Source organism: Arthrobacter sp. B055-34, from assembly GCF_059090425.1.
In genome coordinates this window covers 118,708-138,612 of sequence record NZ_JBNHFQ010000001.1, presented here as the reverse complement: position 1 = coordinate 138,612, position 19,905 = coordinate 118,708, and the positions used below count along the sequence as shown (strand labels likewise).

The following is a 19,905-nucleotide window of genomic DNA, read 5'->3' as shown; positions in this document are numbered from 1 at the left end:
TGCGGCAGCGGGGGCGCCGGACGATTTGGAGCGATTGCCTAAACTGGTTGCATGGCCGGACTGATAAAACGTGAAGACATCGATGAGGTCCGCCAGCGTACAGACATCAAGGAAATTGTTGACGGATACGTCACGCTCAAATCCGCTGGCATCGGTTCGTTCAAGGGCCTCTGCCCGTTCCACGACGAGCGCTCACCCTCGTTCCATGTCCGCCCGCAGGTAGGCAGCTACCACTGCTTCGGTTGCGGAGAGGGTGGCGACGTAATTTCCTTCGTCCAGAAGATGGACCACAGCACGTTCAGCGAGACGGTGGAGAAACTGGCCCACCGGATCAACTTCACCCTGCGTTATGAAGATGGCGGCACCGGGCCGCGCCGTGAAGACGTCGGCAAGCGGCAGCGGCTGCTGGATGCCCACAAGATCGCGGCGGAGTTCTTCCGGGAGCAGCTGCTGACACCTGGCGGTGCCACCGGACGGCAGTTCCTGTCCGGACGAGGCTTCGACCAGGCGGCCGCAGACCACTTCGGCGTCGGGTACGCCCCGCAGGGCTGGGATTCGCTGCTCAAACATCTCACCGGTCGGGGCTTCACCCAGGATGAGCTGAAGCTGACCGGTATGTTCTCCGAGGGCAACAGGGGCATCTACGATCGTTTCCGCGGCCGCCTGATCTGGCCTATCCGGGATATTGCAGGGGATACCGTCGGGTTCGGTGCACGCAAACTCTTCGAGGACGACCAGGGACCGAAGTACCTGAATACGCCGGAAACCACCCTCTACAAGAAATCCCAGGTGCTGTACGGGATCGACCTCGCCAAGCGGGACATTGCAAGGAACCGCCAGCTTGTCGTCGTGGAAGGGTACACGGATGTCATGGCCTGCCACCTGGCCGGCATCGGTACCGCGGTTGCCACCTGCGGTACCGCCTTCGGCACGGACCACATCAAGATCGCCCGGCGGCTGCTTTCCGACGACGGCACGGGCGGTGAGGTGATCTTCACCTTCGATGGTGATGCCGCCGGCCAGAAAGCTGCTCTGCGGGCCTTCGACGAGGACCAGCGATTTATCGCCCAGACCTTTGTGGCGGTGGAACCGAACGGGGCCGATCCCTGCGACTTGAGGCTTAACAGGGGTGAGGCGGCGGTCAGGGATCTGATCGGATCCCGGCGACCGCTGTTCGAATTCGCCATCAAGGCGACCCTGAAGAAGTTCGACCTGAACACGGTTGAAGGCCGCGTCCAGGCGCTGCGGTCGTCGGCACCGGTGGTGGCACAGATCCGCGACTCCGCGATGCGGCCTGCCTACTCCCGTGAACTGGCGGGTTGGCTCGGTATGGAAGTGGACGAGGTGCTGCGTGCTGTCTCGGGCGCAGCCAAGCGCCTACGGGAGCAGCAACAGGAACCCACCGACGCCGGCAACGGCCAGGCAAGACCGGGCGCGGCGCAGCAGACCGAGCAGGGCGGATCGGGCCAGCAGGGGAAAGCGGGCCAGGACCGGTACCCGGGCCAGCGTGGACGCTCGGGGCAGTTTTCCCAGCGTCAGCCGGAAGGGCGGCAGTATCCGGCAGATCCCTACGAATCCAGGCAACAAGGGGCAGGTTCCGATAATCCTGTGCCCGCTCCTGCCTTCACTCGTCCCGACCCTAGGGATCCTGTGGCGCGCATGGAGCGGGAGGCGCTCGAAGTCGCGCTCCAACAGCCTGGTCTGCTGGACGCCGGACAATGGCAGAGCTTCACCGAAGTGAGGTTCCGCACTCCCGCCCATGCTTTGGTGCATGATGCGGTGCGGGCTGCCGGGTTTGCCGGGGCTACGCCGTCGCAATGGGTGGAAAGCGTCAGACAGGAAGTTCCCGAGGAACTTCGCTCGCTTGTGTCCGAGTTGGCGGTCACGCCCTTGCCGGCGCACAACGATGATGCGCTGAAGTCGTACTGCAAAGGCATCCTGAACCGGCTGTTCGACCTGCAGATCACCCAGCTTAAAGCCGAAAAAATGGGCCAGCTCCAGCGGATGGACCCGTCGGCGGATCCGGAGCTGTTCCAGCAGCTGAACCGGGAATTGATGGAGCTCGAAATGCAGCGCCGGGCGCTGCGCTCGGAATAGCGAACGCCGATTTGGCATTTCCGGTCAGGTTTACGTAAACTCATTGAGGCCTTGATGGAGCCGCAAAGCTTCCGAAAATGGTGTTCTGAACCGACGTTTTTTACGTCAGGAACTCGAAAAGTTCAGGATTTCACTTCCGGGAAAAAGCCTTGTAAGGTTGTATCTGCCGCTTTCCCCCGTAGCTCAATTGGCAGAGCATTCGACTGTTAATCGAAGGGTTACTGGTTCGAGTCCAGTCGGGGGAGCCACCATAAAGAATCCCCGTCCTGTTACCAGGACGGGGATTTTTTATTGCCCGTTTCCGGCGGCCGCCGGTTCGGGGACTATCAGCCGATTGGTTCTCCTAAGCGCCCGCGCGCACGCTGTTGGTGCCGGCCACATTGGCAAACCAGGAGCCGCTGGCTTTGACCGTCCGCTCGAAGGTTGCGTAGTCCACCCGCACGAGGCCGAAACGCTTGTGATATCCCCAGGCCCACTCGAAGTTGTCCATGAATGACCAGCCGAAGTAGCCGCGTAGGTCTACTCCCGCGCTGATCGCCTTGTGGCACTGGACCAGATGCGCACGGATGAATTCGAGCCGGTCCGGATCCTCCACGGCACCGTCGGGGCCGACTGCATCGTCATAGGCTGCTCCGTTTTCCGTGATGTAGAGCGCCGTACCTGCTGGACCGCTGTAGTCCTCCTGCAACCGTGTCAGCAGACGGTACAGACCCTCCGGCTGTACCTCCCAGCCCATCGCCGTCGTCGGCAGCCCCCGCGGAACCACGGAAACCTGGTCAGCTGCAGGGTAGGGCGGCGCAAGAGGACGTTCCACTGGCGCGGCATGTGCATTCCCTGCGTCCGCCCGGGGATGGCCGGTTACTGCTTCACCGTGATAGTAATTCACTCCTAGCGTGTCTATGGGCGAACTGATTGTGTTCATGTCTCCGGGCAAGATGTGTTCTTCGAGTCCGTATTTGGCGACGTCCGTGAGGAAGTCCGCCGGATAGGCGCCGTGGAACACCGGGTCCAGGAAGGCCCGATTGAACTGGCCGTCGATGCGCCGCGCCGCATCCAGATCCGTTGGGTCACGGGGATCGACAGGATCGACCACCGTGAAGTTGAGTGTGAGGCCGAGCTTGGCCTTGGGCGCCCGTTGCCGCAACTCCGTCACGGCAAGGCCGTGTCCCAGCAGCAAATGGTGCATGGCAGCAAGGGCGTCCGGACGGGACTGGCGTCCCGGTGCGTGCACCCCGGAACCATAGCCGAGGAACGCCGAGCACCACGGCTCGTTCAGCGTGGTCCACACATCCACGCGGTCGCCGAGCACCTCGTGGACGGCCAGCGCATACTCGGCGAAGCGGTAGGCGGTATCCCGGTTGGCCCAACCGCCGTCGTCTTCGAGCGCCTGCGGCAGATCCCAGTGATAGAGCGTCAGCCATGGTTTGATCTGCGCAGCATGCAGTTCATCGACGAGGCGGGAGTAGAAGTCCAGGCCGGCGGTATTGGACTTCCGGCCATCGGGCTGGATGCGGGACCAAGAGGTCGAGAACCGGTAGGAGCCCAGATTCAGCGACCGCATCAGTGCGACATCCTCCCGGTAGCGATGGTAGTGGTCGCAGGCTTCGTCTCCGGTGTGTCCGTCGACGACGGCGCCGGGAAGCCGGCAGAACGTGTCCCAGATCGAATCGCCCCGGCCGTCTTCGCGAGCGGCGCCCTCCACCTGGTAGGCCGCGGTGGCGGCTCCCCAGAGAAAGCCCTTGGGGAAATGCAACACTTCGCTCATATCGGGCTCCGACCTGTGCTGATGGTGTCAATGGCTGGCTGTCAGCATAGTGTTGGAAGTACCGGAGCGTAAGCGTTTACTGTCTCGGAAGCATTGCAATTGCCGAAGATCTTCGCGTTTGAATGTCGTCCTCATGGTTGAGGGGTTGAATTCAGGCAGAATGATAATTTTAGACTGTGGACACTCGAGCACTACCAAACTAGCAATGGAGGCAGAGCCCATGACTCGCGTTGACAACACCAGGACCACTACTGCTGGAAGCAGATCCTCCCTGGTGTCACTGGTCAAAATGGCCGGGAGATTGGTACCTCGCCAGATCAGCGATGAGCTTTCCCTGGCTGCTGCCGAGCTTAAGGGCAAAGGCGTCAAGGTTGGTGTAGCCGCAGCCCTTCTTGCTGTCGCTCTCGTGTTCGTTGCCTTCATGGTTATTGCCTTGCTCGTGGCCGGGATTATGGGGCTCGGCGAAGTTATGGAACCTTGGCTGGCGGCTCTGCTCGTGGCCCTGCTGTTCCTCGTCCTGGCCGCCATCGTGGGCCTGATCGGTGCCCTGCGGCTGAAGAAGACCATGCCGCTGCTGCCCGAGCATGCCCTGCGTGGCATCAAGTACGACATTGGCGTGCTGAAGGAGGGCCGCAGCTTCGATCCTGCCACGCTGGATCAGAAGCCGGTGAAGCAGGAAAAGCCGGAGCAGGCTGAGGAAGATAAGACACCCAAGGAGCCCGCTCCTTCCATCGAGGAACTGCGTAACCGCTCCGGGGAGCGCCGCGAACACCTCGCGCGGATCCGCGATGGACTGGGCGAGAAGCTTGATCCCAAGCCGCAGAGCGAAAGGATCAAGGCCAATGCCAGCGAGGCCGCCGCCAAGGCCCGTGAAGCGGCCGAGACCCGCATGGCGGCGGTCAGGGGATCGGCTTCGGGCTCGCATACCCGCACATCCGCTACGGGAGCCGGTTCCGCGTCAGGTCTTCAGGATGACCTGCAGGACCGCTGGAAGCCGCTGGCTGCACTGGCTGCGTCTCTGACCGCGTTCTTCGTGTTGCTGCGCAAACTGCTGCGTCAGTAACCGACGGCCTGCGGTTGGACCGTACATCGCAGGCTGCATAACTGCATATCAGCGCCCCCGCCGTTCCGGCCGGAGGCGCATCAGCGAAGAGGGGAGGGGTAATGAAGCTGATTGGTGCCGGTGCCCGGGACAACTACGAATACCGGGAACTGCAAACCTTCTGGACGGTACCGAACATCATCACTGTCCTTCGCTTCCTCGCCGTCCCGCTCTTTATCCGGTACATCATGCTGGAGGATTACGCAGCGGCCACCATCGTGCTGGTGATCCTCGGCTCAACGGACTGGATTGACGGCTACCTGGCCCGCCGCTTGAACCAGGTGTCCTCGATAGGAAAATGGCTGGATCCGGTCGCGGACCGCCTGGCGCTGATTATCGTAGCCATCACGTTCGTTGTCGCCGGCATCGCGCCCCTCTGGCTGCTGCTGGCCATCGTCATCCCGGACGGGATCCTGCTGGCGTTCTCGCTCACTCTTTTCCACGGCAATCCAAACCTGCCGGTGACCAACATCGGCAAGATCCGGACGGCCCTGCTGTTGGTCGGAACTCCGCTGCTGCTACTGCATAAGGCCCTCGAACCCGGCGAGGACTGGCTGGCGGCAGTCGCCTACACAATCCTCGTCCTCGGCTGCGTGGGACATCTGCTGGCGTGGTGGGGATATATGCGCGGGGTTTGGCGGAAACACCTCGCCAGACGGGGGCAACAGCCGGACAATCCCGCCGGCTCCGCGGTCAACGGGCACACGAATGGTTGACGGTCCGCCGGCAGGCGGGAAACCTAGTGCACCCGGGACAACGGCAGTCAGGACCGCATGGTCTGGCTAGCGATCCTTTGCGCGCTGGTAGGCGCATTCTTCCTGGCCTTCGGAACGCAGCGCCAGGCAAGTGCGGTGCAGGCGAACACCGGCGGGCTTTCGCTGAGTGCCAGCGGACTGCTGCGCCTGCTGCGGAATCCGCGCTGGGTTGTTGGGCTGCTGCTGCTGGCAGTTGGCATGGGCCTGAATGTCTTCGCTCTGGTCAGCGCTCCGCTCACCGTCGTCCAGCCAATCGGTGCCATAGCCCTGGTCATCACAACTATCGTGAATTCGAAGGACCAGGGGATCCGGCTGAACCGGATGACCATCGTGGCGATCACCGCCTGCGTGACGGGCAGCGCCGGTTTCGTGCTGCTGGCGGTTAATGTCACCGGCGAAAGCCACCGGGTCACGGCGGCGGAAGAGCTCTCGACGGTGCTGCTGCTCGCCGTCGTTGTTGCGGTTTTCCTCTCGCTGGAACTGATGTTGCGGCACCGGCTCAACGCCTTCGCATATATCGTTGGCGCCGGGATGCTCTTCGGGTTTGTCGCGGTCCTGGTACGCATCATCGGCTTGCACCTGTTCGATCCCAACGGGCGCTTCCTGGCCAACGTGCCGGTCTACAGCATCATCGCGATCATTGCCACTGCGGGCCTGGGAGCGTGGTTTGTCCAGAGCGCGTACTCCAGCGGACCTCCGGACCTGGTGATCGCCGGACTAACCGTCATCGACCCACTTGTGGGTATAGCCATCGGCATTTTCCTGCTGGGGGAGCTGAAACCCGACGTCGAACCCGTCATCGCGATTGCCATGATTGGTGCGGGTTTGGTTGCTATTGTGGGGGTCATTGCCCTTTCAAGACATCATCCGGACGTACTGCAAAAACGAGAAGAAGCACGACGGCGGGCCCAGACCGCCGCAACCAGGAAGCCTTAGGTACGAACAGATCATATGAACAGCATCGTCACAACCGACCAGGGAGTTCTGCGCCAGGTGAGTGAGAACAAGGGACCGAGGCCGCTCAAGATCTTGATCGCCGCCGACACCTATCTGCCGGACGTTAACGGAGCGGCTGTCTTCGGCTTGCGGCTGGCCCAGGCCATGTCCAAGCGAGGGCATGACGTGCATGTGATCGCGGCGCGCCCGGAGCAGGGAATCAGCTATGTGGAGAAGCGCCCTGAGGCGGCCGTGCACCGGCTTCGCTCGCATTCGGTACCCACGCACGAGTTATGGCGCATCTGCTTCCCCTGGGAGATCAAACGGGACATGAAGCGGATCTTCGACGAGGTCCAGCCCGATGTGGTCCACATCCAGTGCCACTACATGATCGGCCAGGCCACGATGGCCGAAGCGGTACGCCGCGGAATCCGGGCCATCGCTACGAACCATTTCATGCCAGAAAACCTCGAGCCGTTCCTGCCGTTCCCGCAGTGGTTCCTTGACATCGTGGCCAAGAATTCCTGGCGCGACATGGGCAAGATCATGGGTAAGGCAGCTGTTGTTACTACTCCAACGCCGTTGGCCGCGAAGGCGATGAAGGAGCACGCCTTCCTGCACAAAGTGCTTCCGCTCTCCAATGGCATTGACTCGGCTCATTACGAACTGGCGCCGGGCGAAGTCGTTGAGAAACCTGACCATCCCACGGTGCTTTTTGCGGGGCGGCTGGCCCAGGAGAAGCACGTGGACGTGCTGATCGAAGCGATCTCACTGACGGACCCTGATCTTAACGTCCACCTGGAAATTGTCGGCGAGGGCGAAGTGCGGCCCATGCTTGACGCTAAGGTGGCCGAGCTCGGTATGGTTGGGCGGGTGAAGTTCCTGGGCCACGTCGACGACGACGAACTGCGGCTGGCGTACCTTCGGGCGACCGTCTTCTGCCAGCCGGGTACGGCCGAGCTGCAGTCGCTGGTCTCGCTGGAGGCCATGTCCGCGAGCAAGCCGGTGGTCCTGGCCAATGCCATGGCCCTGCCGCACTTGGTCGACGACGGCGTAAATGGTTACCTCTTCACCCCGCGGGATCCGGTCGACCTGGCCGCCAAACTGGACCAGGTGCTGAAGCAGTCACCGGAAGACATCCAGGCCATGGGCGAGGCCAGCCACGACAAGGCGGCCAAACACGCCATCGACGAGACCATGGACACCTTCGAGAAGCTGTACCGCGGCGGATCGGTGGACGACTTCTTGCCGAGCTGACGGTGCCGCGCGTCTCAAGGTGCGCGGGGCCGCGCATAGCCATTAGGATGGCTACGTCGAAACTGCTCGCAGCTGATCGCGAGGCAGTCACGGGGCGGTAGCTCAGCAGGTCAGAGCAGAGGACTCATAATCCTTTGGTCCTGGGTTCAAGTCCCAGTCGCCCTACAGCAAGACCCAGCGGTGCTGGGCAAGAGGCTCCGGCCGGATCCGAGTCGGGATCCGGCCGGGGCCTTTGTCGTGCCCGACGTTATCCCTGTTCCCCAGTTGTCGGGGATGCCCCTTGTTGCTGAACGGGTTCCACCGGGCCAAGGTTGCCCCGCGTCTGACGAATAGGTTATGTTACTGGCGAGTAACATAATGACCGGGATGTGTTGTCGCATCCTGAATCCGTCAGCAAAGGACGCACCCATGGGCCAGACTGCCGTTGATCCGAACAATCTCCCTTATGCCAATGGGGACTTCTATGCCTTCGAGGAGGTTCTCTCCGCCCCGGAGCGCGCCCGGCTGCATGAAGTCCGGGACTGGCTGGCAAAGGAAGTCCGGCCGATCGCAGTGGACTATTGGAACCGGGGAGAGTTCCCCATGGAAATCATCCCGAAGCTGGCCGAGCTCGACGTCGTCAGCCCTGTCCGCAGGCAAGGATATTCGAACCTGCTGGCGGGGCTGCTGCATGCGGAATTCACTCGTGCGGATACCTCCATCGCCACCTTCATGGGAGTCCATGACGGGCTGTTCACCGGGTCCGTCGAGGCTCTGGCCTCGCAGGAACAGCAGGATGCGTGGCTTCCCGACATCTATTCCTTGAAGAAGATCGGGGCTTTCGGGCTGACCGAACCGCTCGGTGGTTCGGACGTTGCCGGCGGCACGCGCACCACCGCCATCCGGGACGGGGGAAGCTGGATCCTCAACGGCGCCAAGCGCTGGATCGGCAATGCCACGTTCGCCGACTGGGTGGTGATCTATGCCCGGGATGTGGCGGACAACCAGGTCAAGGGATTCCTGGTGGACACCACGCTGAAGGGCTACCAAGCCACGAAGATCGAGAACAAGATCAGCTTGCGCACGGTGCAGAACGCGGACATTATTCTCGACAACGTGGTGGTGCCCGATGAATTCCACCTGAAGGGCGCCAACAGCTTCAAGGACACCAACAAGGTGCTGAAGGTGACCCGGCTGGCTGTGGCGTGGCAGGCGGTTGGGCAGCAAATGGCCGCCTTCGACGTTGCACGCCGCTATGCGGTCGAGCGGCACCAGTTCGGCAAACCGCTGGCCTCCTTCCAATTGGTGCAGGAACAGCTCGTCCAGATTCTGGGCAACACGGTGGCGTCCATGGGCATGATGGTGCGCCTGGCCCAGTTGGAGGATGCGGGGGCCGCGAAGGACGAACAGTCTGCACTTGCGAAGGCGTTCACTACGGCCCGCATGCGTGAATCTGTGGCGCTCGGCCGCGGCATCCTCGGCGGCAACGGCATTGTCACCGACTACGAAATGGCCAAGATCTTCGCCGATGCCGAGGCTATCTACTCCTACGAGGGAACCCAGGAGATCAACTCGCTGGTTACCGGTCGGGCCATCACGGGCATCGCCGCCTTCGTATAGTCGCCCTCTCCGTAGGCGCATGGCTTCAGTCCATGGGCCGGGGGAGCAGGACCGAGGGCCGCATGTCCATAACGAACTGCAGCGGGTTGATGTATTCCTCCCCCTGCCGCACACCCCAGTGCAGGCAGCCGGGCGGGCAGTGCGATGCCCCGTCCACGGTCCCCAGCTCGGCGCCCTTGTCCACCGGATCGCCCTTCTTCAATTCGCTGGAGACAGGTTCAAAGCTGCTGCGCAGTCCGTTGCCGTGGTCGATGGTGATGACGGGGCGGTCCACAACCCAGCCGACGAAGCTGACAGTACCGTCCTGCGGAGCGAGTACCGAAGCGCCGTCGTGGGTCTTCAGGTCAACCCCTCGGTGCCCGCGCGACCAGGGCTCCGGCGGGGGATCAAATCCCGCCAGTACGGCAGGCTTCGGATCCGCCGGCCAGTTCCATATCGGGGCGTAGCTTCCGGCCGCGCCCGTGGAGGGCGGTGTGCCGGGCGATGGGACGTTGGCTGCAGTCAGCAGGAGAACGACGGCGGCTGCCCACGCCAGCCGAAGAATGTGCGAGAAGGGCAGCTGGGTCCTTCGGGGGGACTGTTCATGGGTGCCGGGCATTTCCATAGGGTCGATGCTGCGCGTTGTGATGCAGCGGCGCGAGGGTCCCGGCGCCGGATGTGCGCCCAGCCGCCGGGTGCGGCAGTTGTGCAGGAAGGGTGGAACGGCCGGCCGAAGTACAGGTTTCGGGGGAGGAAGAGCGGCGAAGTGCGGCCCCCGACGTGTAGTACACTAGGCAAAGCAGTTTTCTGCCTCCATGAGTCATGTCTTGGTCCCGTTTATCCATTTGGAATTTACGACCGGGACACATGGTGGGGGAACTGACTACGCGTTTCCGTTTCCCGCCGCAGAGTCTTCTACGGCAGGGGTATGTCCAGGCGGTCCGGTAAAGCCGGTCCGGACTTACGTCCCGTTCGCGAACAGGACTGACGGAAGCCAGGAGCTTCGCCCGAACCCGGGCGCCGAGCTAATAACCGTCTATTGGCAGAATCTACCCGCGCTTAAGCCGGGAATCCTGCCGGAAGGAGTGACGACATGCCAGTCGTTACCATGCGCCAGCTGCTCGACAGCGGCGTTCACTTTGGTCACCAGACCCGTCGTTGGAACCCGAAGATGAAGCGCTTCATCTTCACCGAGCGCAACGGCATCTACATCATTGACTTGCAGCAGTCGCTGTCCTACATCGACCGCGCCTACGAGTTCGTCAAGGCCACTGTCGCCCACGGCGGCACCGTGCTCTTCGTCGGTACCAAGAAGCAGGCTCAGGAAGCAATCGCCGAGCAGGCCACCCGTGTTGGCCAGCCGTACGTGAACCAGCGCTGGCTCGGCGGTATGCTGACCAACTTCCAGACCGTTTCCCGCCGGATCCAGCGTCTGAAGGAACTCGAAGAGATCAACTTCGAGGATGTTGCCAGCTCCGGCCGCACCAAGAAGGAACTCCTGCTGCTGCAGCGCGAGAAGAACAAGCTGGAAACCACCCTCGGCGGTATCCGCAACCTGACCAAGGCTCCGTCCGTGGTCTGGATCGTGGACACCAAGAAGGAGCACCTCGCTGTTGACGAGGCGCAGAAGCTGAACATCCCGGTTGTTGCCATCCTCGACACCAACTGCGATCCGGACGAGGTCGACTTCCCGATTCCGGGCAACGACGACGCCATCCGCTCCGTCAACCTGCTGACCCGCGTTGTCGCCGACGCCGTTGCCGAGGGCCTGATCGCCCGCCAGAACAAGGCTGCCGGCAACACCGAGGCACCCGTCGAGCCGATGGCCGAGTGGGAGCGCGAGCTGCTCGAAGGTAACTCCGAGGCTCCGGCCGCTGAAGCCAAGACCGAAGAGGCACCCGCCGCCGAGGCCCCGGCCGAAGAGGCTCCTGCCGCGGAAGCTGCTCCGGCCGAGGCTGCTGAAGCTCCGGCTGCAGAGACCGACAAGTAAATCTGATCTTCAGCCGCAGGTGACCTAGCCACCTGCGGAGGATGTCTGCTGGTGCGGCCGGCCGAGTTTCGGCCGGCCGCACTGGCGGAATACACAACTACTTATTACGGAGGGACTGGAGTCCAAATGGCGAATTACACCGCTGCTGATATTAAGGCTCTGCGCGAGCGCACCGGCGCTGGCATGATGGATGTCAAGAAGGCTCTCGACGAGGCCAACGGCGACGCCGACAAGGCCATGGAGCTCATCCGCATCAAGGGCCTGAAGGGCGCTACCAAGCGTGAAGGCCGCTCCACCGCCGAGGGCCTGGTTGCCGCCAAGGTCATCGACGGAACCGTCGGTGTCATGGTCGAGGTCAACTGCGAAACCGACTTCGTTGCCAAGTCCGCCAAGTTCATCGAACTGGCCGACAAGGTTCTCTCGGTTGCCGTCGAGTCCGGCGCTGCCGAACTGGACGCACTGCTGGCCACCGACGTCGAGGGCAAGCCGCTGAGCGAGGTTGTCGTCGAAGAGGGCGCAATCCTCGGCGAGAAGATTGTTGTCCGCCGTCTGGCACGCCTCGAAGGCAAGACCGTTGACGCCTACCTCCACAAGACGTCCAAGGACCTGCCCGCCCAGGTCGGCGTGCTGTTCGCTGTTGACGCCGTGGGTGAGGCTGCTGTCGAGGCCGCGCACGACGTGGCCGTGCACATTGCTGCCTTCTCGCCGACCTACCTGGTCCGCGAAGAAGTTCCGGCTGAGACGGTCGAGAACGAGCGCCGGATCGCCGACGAGACCGCTCGCGCCGAGAACAAGCCTGAGGCTGCGCTGCCGAAGATCGTTGAAGGCCGCCTTAACGGCTTCTTCAAGGAGATCGTGCTGCTTGACCAGCCGTTCGCCAAGGACCCGAAGGTCAACGTTGGCAAGGTCCTCGAGCAGGCCGGTGCAAACGCATCCGGTTTCGCCCGGTTCCGCGTAGGCGCCTGATAGCATCGCGCTTAGCAAATAATGGCATGCGCCGTCCGCGGCGCAGCACCGTGTAGCAAGGAGGGGGTGGTCACCCACAGGTGGCCGCCCCTTTTTCCTGCCCAGAATCATAGACTTTAGTCCAGTTCAGCCCTACAGGTCCTTTTTCCCAGGACCGACAGCACGCCCGGGAGGCACGATGGAACCCCAGCACGCAACCGAAACCCATTCCGCCGAGGTGGAGCCCAAGCGGCGCCGCGTTCTGCTCAAGCTCTCCGGCGAAGTTTTCGGCGGGGGTAAACTCGGCGTCGATCCGGACACCGTCCGCGGAATTGCCAAGCAGATCGCGGCAACTGTGGGACAGGTCGAGGTTGCGATCGTGGTCGGCGGCGGTAACTTCTTCCGGGGCGCGGAGCTCTCGCAGTCCGGAATGGACCGCTCCCGCGCCGATTACATGGGAATGCTGGGCACCGTCATGAACTGCCTCGCGCTGCAAGACTTCCTCGAACAGGCCGGCGTGGACACGCGTGTCCAGAGTGCCATCACCATGGGCCAGGTTGCCGAGGCGTATATTCCCCGCCGCGCCATCCGCCACATGGAAAAGGGCCGCGTGGTCATCTTTGGCGCCGGCGCCGGCCTGCCGTATTTCTCCACTGACACCGTTGCTGCCCAGCGTGCGCTGGAAGTCCATGCCGACGTCGTACTCATGGCCAAGAACGGGGTAGACGGGGTTTACACGGCGGACCCGAAGAAGGATCCGGCGGCCGAAAAGCTGGACAGCCTGACTTACGACGACGCAATGCGCCGCAATATCCGTGTCATGGACCAGACGGCCTTCAGCCTGTGCAAGGACAACAAGCTGGCCATGGTGGTCTTCGGGATGGAAGGCGAGGGCAATGTCAGCCGCGCCATCCTGGGCGAGAAGATCGGGACCTTCGTGTCGGCCTAGGCGCACCCGCGCACAACCCGGAGCGCCTGCCCGTCAGCGGTTCCGGATAGCCTAGGATGGATAACAGAGTCCTTGCCGCCATGAAGGCGGACATAATTGTCTAAGGAGACGCCGTGATCGAAGAAACAATGCTAGAGGCTGCCGAGAAGATGGATAAGGCGGTGGAAGTGGCGAAGGAAGACTTCGCTACGATCCGTACCGGCCGCGCGAACCCGGCATTGTTTTCGAAGGTCACCGTCAACTACTACGGTTCTCCGACCCCGCTGCAGCAGCTGGCTTCGTTCCAGAACCCGGAAGCACGCACCCTGCTCATCACGCCGTTCGACAAGTCGGCGCTGAACGACATTGAGAAGGCCCTGCGCGATTCGGACGTCGGAGCCAACCCGGCCAATGACGGCAACGTCATCCGCGTGGTGCTGCCGGAGCTGACCCAGGAACGCCGCAAGGAATACGTCAAGATTGTCCGGGGCAAGGCCGAGGACGCGAAGGTCTCCATCCGCAATATCCGCCGCAAGGCGATGGACAACATCGCCAAGCAGGTCAAGGACGGCGACATCGGTGAAGATGAGGGAGCGCGCGCCGAAAAGGAACTGGACGCCCGGACCAAGGCCCACACGGACAACGTGGATGAGCTGCTCAAGCGCAAAGAAGCTGAGCTGCTCGAAGTCTGATGGGTACCGACCAGCCTTCCACCCAGGCTGGCGGTTCGCCGGCACCTGAGGCTGGTTCCGGGTCTCAGAAGGCCGGACCAGGACGACGGGCGCTGCGGGCCGCGGCCACGCCTTCACGGGCAGGGCGCAACCTTCCCGCCGCCATCATCGTCGGCCTGGCGCTCCTCGTGGCGGTCCTGGTGGGACTCTTCTTCCTGCCCGACGCGTTTGTGGTGCTGGTATCGGTTTTCGCGCTGATCGGGGTCTGGGAAGTTTCCCGTGCACTGACGGTCAAGAGCATCTTCGTGCCGCAGGTGCCGCTGTATGCCGGCGCCTTCGCCATGCCGCTCGCCGCCTACTACGGGGGCCCGGAAGCGCTGGCATTCGCGCTGGTGGCGACGGCGGTTGCGGTCATGGTCTACAAATGCCTGGACCGGGCGCAGGATGCCGTGCGCAGCATCATGAGCGGAGTGTTCGTCCTCTGCTGGGTACCGCTGTTCATCAGTTTTGCTGTGCTGCTGCTGGACGAGGACAACGGCGCGTTGAAAGTGATGACCATGCTCTTGCTGGTTGTCTCCAACGACACCTTTGGTTATCTGGTGGGAGTACTGTTCGGCAAGCATCCGATGGCTCCGAAGATCAGCCCGAAGAAATCCTGGGAGGGTTTCGCCGGATCGGTGGGCGGCGCCGTCGTTGTTGGGATTCTCTGCTCGGTGTTCATCCTTGACCTGCAGTGGTGGTTCGGGCTGGTGCTGGCTATTGCCACCGTCGCCGCTTCCAGCGCAGGAGATCTGGCCGAATCCATGGTCAAACGCGAGCTCGGCATCAAGGACATGAGCAACATCTTGCCCGGCCACGGCGGCGTCATGGACCGGCTCGACTCGATCGTTTTCGCCGCGCCGGTGGCCTATGTGCTCGCCGTGCTGCTGGCGCCTGGGGCGATCTAAGCGGGCATCCGCATAAATAATTCAAGAACGCGTTCCGGCGGGCACGCCGGGCACAGGTATTGGGGAGTTTGGCACAGCAGATGTCACTACTGAAGAGGGAAGCATCGACGACGATGGTGCGACAAAAGAATGAGGCTGGCCGGGGCAGCGCACCCTTCGAGCGCGTGGGGCGCCGCGAGCAAGGCTACAACGTCCGCCAGGTGGACCAGTTCCTGGCCCGCGCCCGGGAGTACTACAACGCCAACGACCCGGACAGCGGGCAGATCACCAGCCGCGACGTGCGCGCGATGACTTTTGAACCTGCCCGCGGCGGTTATGACCCGCGTGCGGTCGACTCCGCGTTGGACCGTCTGGAGGATGTCTTCGCCCAGCGTGAGCGCGACGCGTTGATCGCCGCCGAGGGAGAGCAGGCCTGGCTGGCCCAGATCGGCCGCGTTTCGGCGGTGCTCCGCGCCCGGCTCCACCGCGAGCCCGGGGACCGGTTCCGCCGTCCCGCCAAGCGCAATGCCACCAGCTACAACGTGCAGGACGTGGACGCGCTGTGCTCCGAACTGCTGGCCTACTTTGAAAACGACCAGCCGCTGAGCGTCGACATTGTCCGCCGTTCGGTGTTCCGCGAGGCCAAGGGCCCGGACGGCTACGAGGAAACCCAGGTGGATGCGTTCCTGGACCGCGTTGTCGAACTCATGGCCGCTATCGACTGACTAACGTAAAGCGCGTGCGTTAATGTCCCACGTGCATCAACGCCCCACCGTGCGCGGCGCCGGGTGATGGTGTTCGGGCGAGTGCAGCCGCGCCATCACCCGCGCCACGGTCAGGGGTCGGCGCGACGCCGTCAGCTTCGACACTGCAATGGTGACCATGAACGCCACCGGCACGCTCCAGGCCGCCGGCTGGGCGAGCAGTTCCTCGAACCGGCCCAACGCACTCCCGGCGAACGCGGCGAGCATGACCGCCGCCCCGCACAGCACCGCCCCGGTGACCATGCCGGCGATGGCTCCGGCATCGGTCAGCCCGCGCCACCAGATGCCCAGCAGCAGCAACGGACAGATAGTGGAAGCGGTGAAGGCGAACACCGTGCCCACACTCCCGGCCAGCGCCAGCGAGTCCGTGGCCAGCGCTACCCCCAACGGCACGACGGCGGAGAGTGCGGCGGCCCAGCGGAAACCGCGGACGCTGCCCCGGAACAGGTCCTGGCTGACCACGCCGGCCAGCGACACCACCAGGCCCGACGTGGTGGACAGGAACGCGGCAAATGCGCCGGCAATGACCAGGGCCGAGAGCAGGTCCCCGGCGGCGCCGTCGAAAATCCGGGCCGGCAGCAGCAGGACCGTCGCATCCGCCTGGCTGCCGGTGGCCAGATCCGGCGTGTAGATCCGGCCAAGCACGCCGTACAGCGTGGGGAAAATGTAGAACAGCGAGAGCAGCCCCAGCACAATGACCGTGGTGCGCCGGGCGCTGGGGCCGTCCGGGTTGGTATAGAAACGCACCAGCACGTGCGGCAGGCCCAGCGTGCCGAACAGCAGCGCGGTGATCAGCGAGATGTTGCGGTACAGCGACGCCTCGTCGGAGACATCGAGGTCGCTGTGGAAGACCGCGCCGCCGTCGGTAATCGGTTGCGAAGCGCTCCCGAGGGCCAGCAGCACAAAGATCACCGGCACGGCCAGCGCGGTTAGTTTCAACCAGTACTGGAAGGCCTGCACAAAGGTGATCGAGCGCATCCCGCCGGTCACCACCGAAAGCACCACCACAACAACGACGGCGGCGGCGCCCACCCAGCCGGGCAGGCCGGTAGTGATCCGTACGGTCAGCGCGGCGCCGTGGAGCTGCGGGACGATGTAGAGCCAGCCGACGATAACCACCAGCAGGCTGGTGACGGTGCGGGCCGGGCGCGAATCCAGCCGGGCGGCGGCAAAATCCGGAATGGTGTAGGCCCCGGACCGGCGCAGCGGGGCCGCGACAAAGAGCAGCAGCATCAGGTAGCCGGCGGTGTAGCCGATGGGGAACCACAGGGCATCGATGCCCGAGACCAGGATCAGCCCGGCCACGCCCAGGAAACTGGCAGCCGAGAGGTATTCGCCGCCGATCGCCGAGGCGTTCCACCACGGCCGCACCGTGCGCGAGGCAACGTAGAAGTCCCCGGTGGTGCGCGAGATCCGCAGCCCATAGACGCCGATGAGCACGGTTGCCGCGCAGACCGCGGCCAGCGCGGCAAGACCGACCGCCGGGCTCATTCAGCCCCTCCCGGCGAGCCCGGCCAAACCGGGCGGGCAAGGCGGTCATCGTCCACCAGTTGGCGGAAGCGGCGCTCGTTCCTGGCCGCGGCGCGGTTGTAGAGCGCTGCGCTGACCAGGATGACCGGGTAGATGCCCACGCCCAGCAGCAGCCAGGGCAGCGGGACGGTGAACAGCGTGATGTCGTTGATGCGCGGAAAGAGGACCATCAGCACCGGCACTCCGGCCAGGATCACGCCGAATCCGCCGGCGACCACCAGCGCCAGCCGCAGCTGGGAGCGGATCAGCGACCGGATGAAGATTTCGCCGACCTCGGACTGCTCAGCCAGCTCACGCGAAACGCTGTAGCGGCCCGGCGCCAGCGGTGCTTTGGACCGCGGCGCCGTCACCCGCACACGCTCGGGACGGTCCGCGCGCGGTTCACGGACGCCTTCCAGCGGTGCGGACCGGTCCGGTTGATCCTTGGGCCGTTCGGGCTGTCCGGTCATCCGCGCGGCCTGACCCGGTTGGCTTCGAGCTTGTCCCGCACGGCCGGCAGATGCCGCCGGCTTACCGGCAGTTCGGCGCCGTTGATCAGCACGGATGCTTTGCCGGCCGTGAGGCGCACCTGCTGTACCTGGTTCATGGCCACCAGATACGAGCGGTGGATGCGCAAGTAGCCGGCGTCCTCCCATTGCTGCTCGAGATCGTTCAGCGGAACCCGGATCAGGTAGCTGGCTTCGGCCGTGTGCAGCCGGGCGTAGTCACCCTGGGCCTGTACATACTTGATCTCGTCGCGCCTGATCATCTTGGTAATGCCGCCCTGGTCCACCGTAATGACCTCGGGTTTGGTGTCGCCATCTTCGATCAGCTCGCAGATCCGGCGTACGGACTCGGCCAGCCGCTCCGGCCGGACCGGCTTGAGCAGGTAGTCCACCGCGGCCAGTTCGAACGCCTGCAGCGCCTGGTCCTCGTCGGCGGTCACAAATACGACGGCGGGCGGCCGGCTGAAGCGCGAGATGACACGGGCAATGTCCAGCCCGGAAAGTGCTGGCATGTGGATGTCCAGGAACAGCGCGTCAACATCGTGGTTTTCCAGTGCCCGCAATGCCTCGGCACCGCTCATGGCCTTGTAGATGTTTTCTATCCTCGGATCCCGGGACAGCAGGTAGGCAAGGGCCTCGACGGCAGGGAATTCATCATCCGCGATGACAACGTTGACCATGCATGACAGTCTATTGCGTCACGCACTCATGCCCCGCTTGCACGGCGCCGCCTGGACCGGACTGTCACCGCCTGGAAGGGATTGTCTTCCGACTAGACGACGTTGTCCGGCTGGAACTTGGGCACGCGCATAGTGATCAGGGTGCCTTGGCCGGGAGCGGTTTCCACCACCAGGCCATGTTCGTCCCCGTACACCTGCCGCAGCCGGGAGTCCACGTTGCGCAGGCCCACGTGATCGCCCTCGGTATGCCCGGCGAGCACCTGCCGCAGATGCTCAGGATCCATCCCCACGCCGTCGTCCTCGATAGTGACGACGGCGTAGGCGCCGGCGTCGTGGGCGGTAATGGTGATGTGGCCGGTGCCCTCCTTCGCCTCCAGGCCGTGCCGGACCGCGTTCTCCACCAGCGGCTGGAGGGACAGGAAAGGAATTACCGTGCTGAGCACTTCGGGGCCGATCTGCAGGCTGACCTTGAGACGGTCGCCGAAACGCGCCCGTTCCAGCAGCAGATAGCGGTCGATGGATGTCAGTTCCTCAGCCACGGTGGTGAAGTCGCCGTGGCGCCGGAACGAGTAGCGGGTGAAGTCGGCGAACTCGATGACCAGTTCGCGGGCGCGCACCGGGTCGGTGAGGATGTACGACGCAATGGCGTTGAGCGAGTTGTAGATGAAGTGTGGGCTGATCTGCGCGCGCAAGGCCCGGACTTCGGCCTCCATCAGCAAGGTGCGCGAGGCGTCCAGTTCCGCCAGCTCGATCTGCGTGGCTACCCAGCCGGCTACCTCATTCGCGGCCCGGACCAGCGATGCCCCGACATGCTCCGTGTAGGCACCGACCGTCCCCACCACCCGGTCCTGCACCTGTATGGGGGAGAAGACGGCCTCCGTCACGGGGTTTTCGCGCAGATCCGCGCCTGGAACGGCGAGCCTGGGCTTACGGAAGACTTGGGTCCGGCCGCTGTCCAGCACCTTGCGCGCCAGCGCCATGGCCTCTTCTTCCCGCGGTCCGTGGGCGCCGTCCCACGCCAGCATCGAGGACTCGTCCGTGATGACCAGATCGTTGCTGCCGAGCATTTCGCGCAGGTAGCGGGCGGCCTTGCCGGCGCCGGCGGGGGAGAGCCCGGTGCGCAGGAACGGCGCCGCCAGGCCGGCGGTGTGCAAGGTGGTGTACGTGGCCAGCTCGGCCTCGGACCCCAGATCCCGGCTGGAGCGGGCGAGCTTGAAGCCGATCAGTGCGATGACCGCCACCGTGACGGCCGCGATGGCCACAATGAGCGCGATGTCGACGGCCGTGCTGAACATTCCTCAACGATAACTCTCGTGATGGCGTCACCCGGGCGCCGCCGTCGTTGGTTGAACCGTAGGACGCCGGAAAGCGCGCGGCCGCTGCCGCGCCGGCGCAGGGAAGTTCCCTCGTCGCATGCTGTTCGTCGCAGCGGGCCGCCGTTCACCGCAGGCCGGTTGCCGTTCACCGATCGCTCCCGCCCGGCATGAAGACATGTA

At 63.8% G+C, this 19,905-nt stretch carries 18 protein-coding genes and 2 tRNA genes; 14 read left to right on the top strand and 6 right to left on the bottom strand.

The window, feature by feature from the left end; genetic code table 11:
• Positions 1 to 51 precede the first annotated feature (51 nt).
• Together dnaG and AC5RWO_RS00655 are read left to right on the top strand one after the other, a co-directional pair.
• Positions 52 to 2,097 carry a DNA primase gene (gene dnaG, locus AC5RWO_RS00660; RefSeq protein WP_498728613.1) on the top strand — a complete coding sequence of 682 codons (2,046 nt, stop codon included), beginning with the start codon at positions 52 to 54 and terminating at the stop codon, positions 2,095 to 2,097.
• A 172-nt stretch (positions 2,098 to 2,269) separates the two neighbouring features.
• Positions 2,270 to 2,345 (top strand) — tRNA-Asn (locus AC5RWO_RS00655).
• 95 nt (positions 2,346 to 2,440) lie between these two features.
• Here AC5RWO_RS00655 and AC5RWO_RS00650 read toward each other — a convergent pair.
• Positions 2,441 to 3,862 (bottom strand): GH1 family beta-glucosidase, encoded by a 1,422-nt coding sequence (locus AC5RWO_RS00650; protein ID WP_498728612.1) that lies wholly within the window; start codon positions 3,860 to 3,862, stop codon positions 2,441 to 2,443.
• 220 nt (positions 3,863 to 4,082) lie between these two features.
• On the opposite strand from AC5RWO_RS00650, the gene AC5RWO_RS00645 reads away from it, so the two are divergent.
• The 6 genes from AC5RWO_RS00645 to AC5RWO_RS00620 all read left to right on the top strand — a co-directional run bounded on the left by AC5RWO_RS00645 (position 4,083) and on the right by AC5RWO_RS00620 (position 9,511).
• Complete coding sequence (locus AC5RWO_RS00645; RefSeq protein ID WP_498728611.1) at positions 4,083 to 4,925, top strand: phage holin family protein; 843 nt, start codon at positions 4,083 to 4,085, stop codon at positions 4,923 to 4,925.
• Positions 4,926 to 5,026: 101 nt separating this feature from the next.
• Positions 5,027 to 5,680, top strand: coding sequence for a CDP-alcohol phosphatidyltransferase family protein (locus tag AC5RWO_RS00640; RefSeq protein ID WP_498728610.1), 654 nt, complete (start codon positions 5,027 to 5,029; stop codon positions 5,678 to 5,680).
• A gap of 57 nt (positions 5,681 to 5,737) precedes the next feature.
• Entirely contained in the window at positions 5,738 to 6,655 is a 918-nt protein-coding gene (locus tag AC5RWO_RS00635) for a DMT family transporter (RefSeq protein WP_498728609.1), read from the top strand.
• 57 nt (positions 6,656 to 6,712) lie between these two features.
• Positions 6,713 to 7,912: a glycosyltransferase gene (locus tag AC5RWO_RS00630; protein ID WP_498728608.1), complete on the top strand. Its 1,200-nt coding sequence runs from the start codon at positions 6,713 to 6,715 to the stop codon at positions 7,910 to 7,912.
• Between the two features lie 91 nt (positions 7,913 to 8,003).
• Positions 8,004 to 8,077: transfer RNA gene (locus AC5RWO_RS00625), tRNA-Ile, on the top strand.
• A 243-nt stretch (positions 8,078 to 8,320) separates the two neighbouring features.
• Complete coding sequence (locus tag AC5RWO_RS00620) at positions 8,321 to 9,511, top strand: acyl-CoA dehydrogenase family protein (RefSeq protein WP_498728607.1); 1,191 nt, start codon at positions 8,321 to 8,323, stop codon at positions 9,509 to 9,511.
• Between the two features lie 25 nt (positions 9,512 to 9,536).
• Here AC5RWO_RS00620 and AC5RWO_RS00615 read toward each other — a convergent pair whose 3' ends face one another.
• On the bottom strand, positions 9,537 to 10,109 hold the full coding sequence (locus AC5RWO_RS00615; RefSeq protein WP_498728606.1) for a M23 family metallopeptidase: 573 nt from the start codon (positions 10,107 to 10,109) through the stop codon (positions 9,537 to 9,539).
• Positions 10,110 to 10,583: 474 nt separating this feature from the next.
• On the opposite strand from AC5RWO_RS00615, the gene rpsB reads away from it, so the two are divergent.
• From rpsB to AC5RWO_RS00585, 6 genes are all read left to right on the top strand, one after another.
• A complete protein-coding gene (gene rpsB / locus AC5RWO_RS00610; RefSeq protein ID WP_498728605.1) occupies positions 10,584 to 11,480 on the top strand; it encodes a 30S ribosomal protein S2 in 897 nt (298 codons plus the stop codon).
• Between the two features lie 126 nt (positions 11,481 to 11,606).
• Positions 11,607 to 12,446 (top strand): translation elongation factor Ts, encoded by an 840-nt coding sequence (gene tsf / locus AC5RWO_RS00605; RefSeq protein ID WP_498728604.1) that lies wholly within the window; start codon positions 11,607 to 11,609, stop codon positions 12,444 to 12,446.
• Between the two features lie 178 nt (positions 12,447 to 12,624).
• Positions 12,625 to 13,374, top strand: a complete 750-nt coding sequence (pyrH, locus tag AC5RWO_RS00600) for a UMP kinase (protein ID WP_498728603.1) — start codon at positions 12,625 to 12,627, stop codon at positions 13,372 to 13,374.
• 113 nt (positions 13,375 to 13,487) lie between these two features.
• On the top strand, positions 13,488 to 14,045 hold the full coding sequence (frr, locus tag AC5RWO_RS00595; protein WP_074702753.1) for a ribosome recycling factor: 558 nt from the start codon (positions 13,488 to 13,490) through the stop codon (positions 14,043 to 14,045).
• Complete coding sequence (locus AC5RWO_RS00590; protein WP_498728602.1) at positions 14,045 to 14,971, top strand: phosphatidate cytidylyltransferase; 927 nt, start codon at positions 14,045 to 14,047, stop codon at positions 14,969 to 14,971. Before frr ends, AC5RWO_RS00590 begins: the two co-directional genes overlap by 1 nt.
• Before the next feature lie 113 nt (positions 14,972 to 15,084).
• Positions 15,085 to 15,675: a DivIVA domain-containing protein gene (locus AC5RWO_RS00585; protein WP_498729303.1), complete on the top strand. Its 591-nt coding sequence runs from the start codon at positions 15,085 to 15,087 to the stop codon at positions 15,673 to 15,675.
• A 36-nt stretch (positions 15,676 to 15,711) separates the two neighbouring features.
• Here the strand turns inward: AC5RWO_RS00585 and AC5RWO_RS00580 are convergent, their stop codons facing one another.
• From AC5RWO_RS00580 to AC5RWO_RS00565, 4 genes are all read right to left on the bottom strand, one after another.
• Entirely contained in the window at positions 15,712 to 17,205 is a 1,494-nt protein-coding gene (locus tag AC5RWO_RS00580; RefSeq protein WP_498728601.1) for a sodium/solute symporter, read from the bottom strand.
• Positions 17,202 to 17,693 carry a hypothetical protein gene (locus AC5RWO_RS00575; protein ID WP_498728600.1) on the bottom strand — a complete coding sequence of 164 codons (492 nt, stop codon included), beginning with the start codon at positions 17,691 to 17,693 and terminating at the stop codon, positions 17,202 to 17,204. Before AC5RWO_RS00575 ends, AC5RWO_RS00580 begins: the two co-directional genes overlap by 4 nt.
• Positions 17,690 to 18,409: a LytR/AlgR family response regulator transcription factor gene (locus AC5RWO_RS00570; protein ID WP_498728599.1), complete on the bottom strand. Its 720-nt coding sequence runs from the start codon at positions 18,407 to 18,409 to the stop codon at positions 17,690 to 17,692. Before AC5RWO_RS00570 ends, AC5RWO_RS00575 begins: the two co-directional genes overlap by 4 nt.
• Positions 18,410 to 18,501: 92 nt before the next feature.
• Positions 18,502 to 19,704, bottom strand: coding sequence for a histidine kinase (locus AC5RWO_RS00565; RefSeq protein WP_498728598.1), 1,203 nt, complete (start codon positions 19,702 to 19,704; stop codon positions 18,502 to 18,504).
• Positions 19,705 to 19,905: the final 201 nt, after the last annotated feature.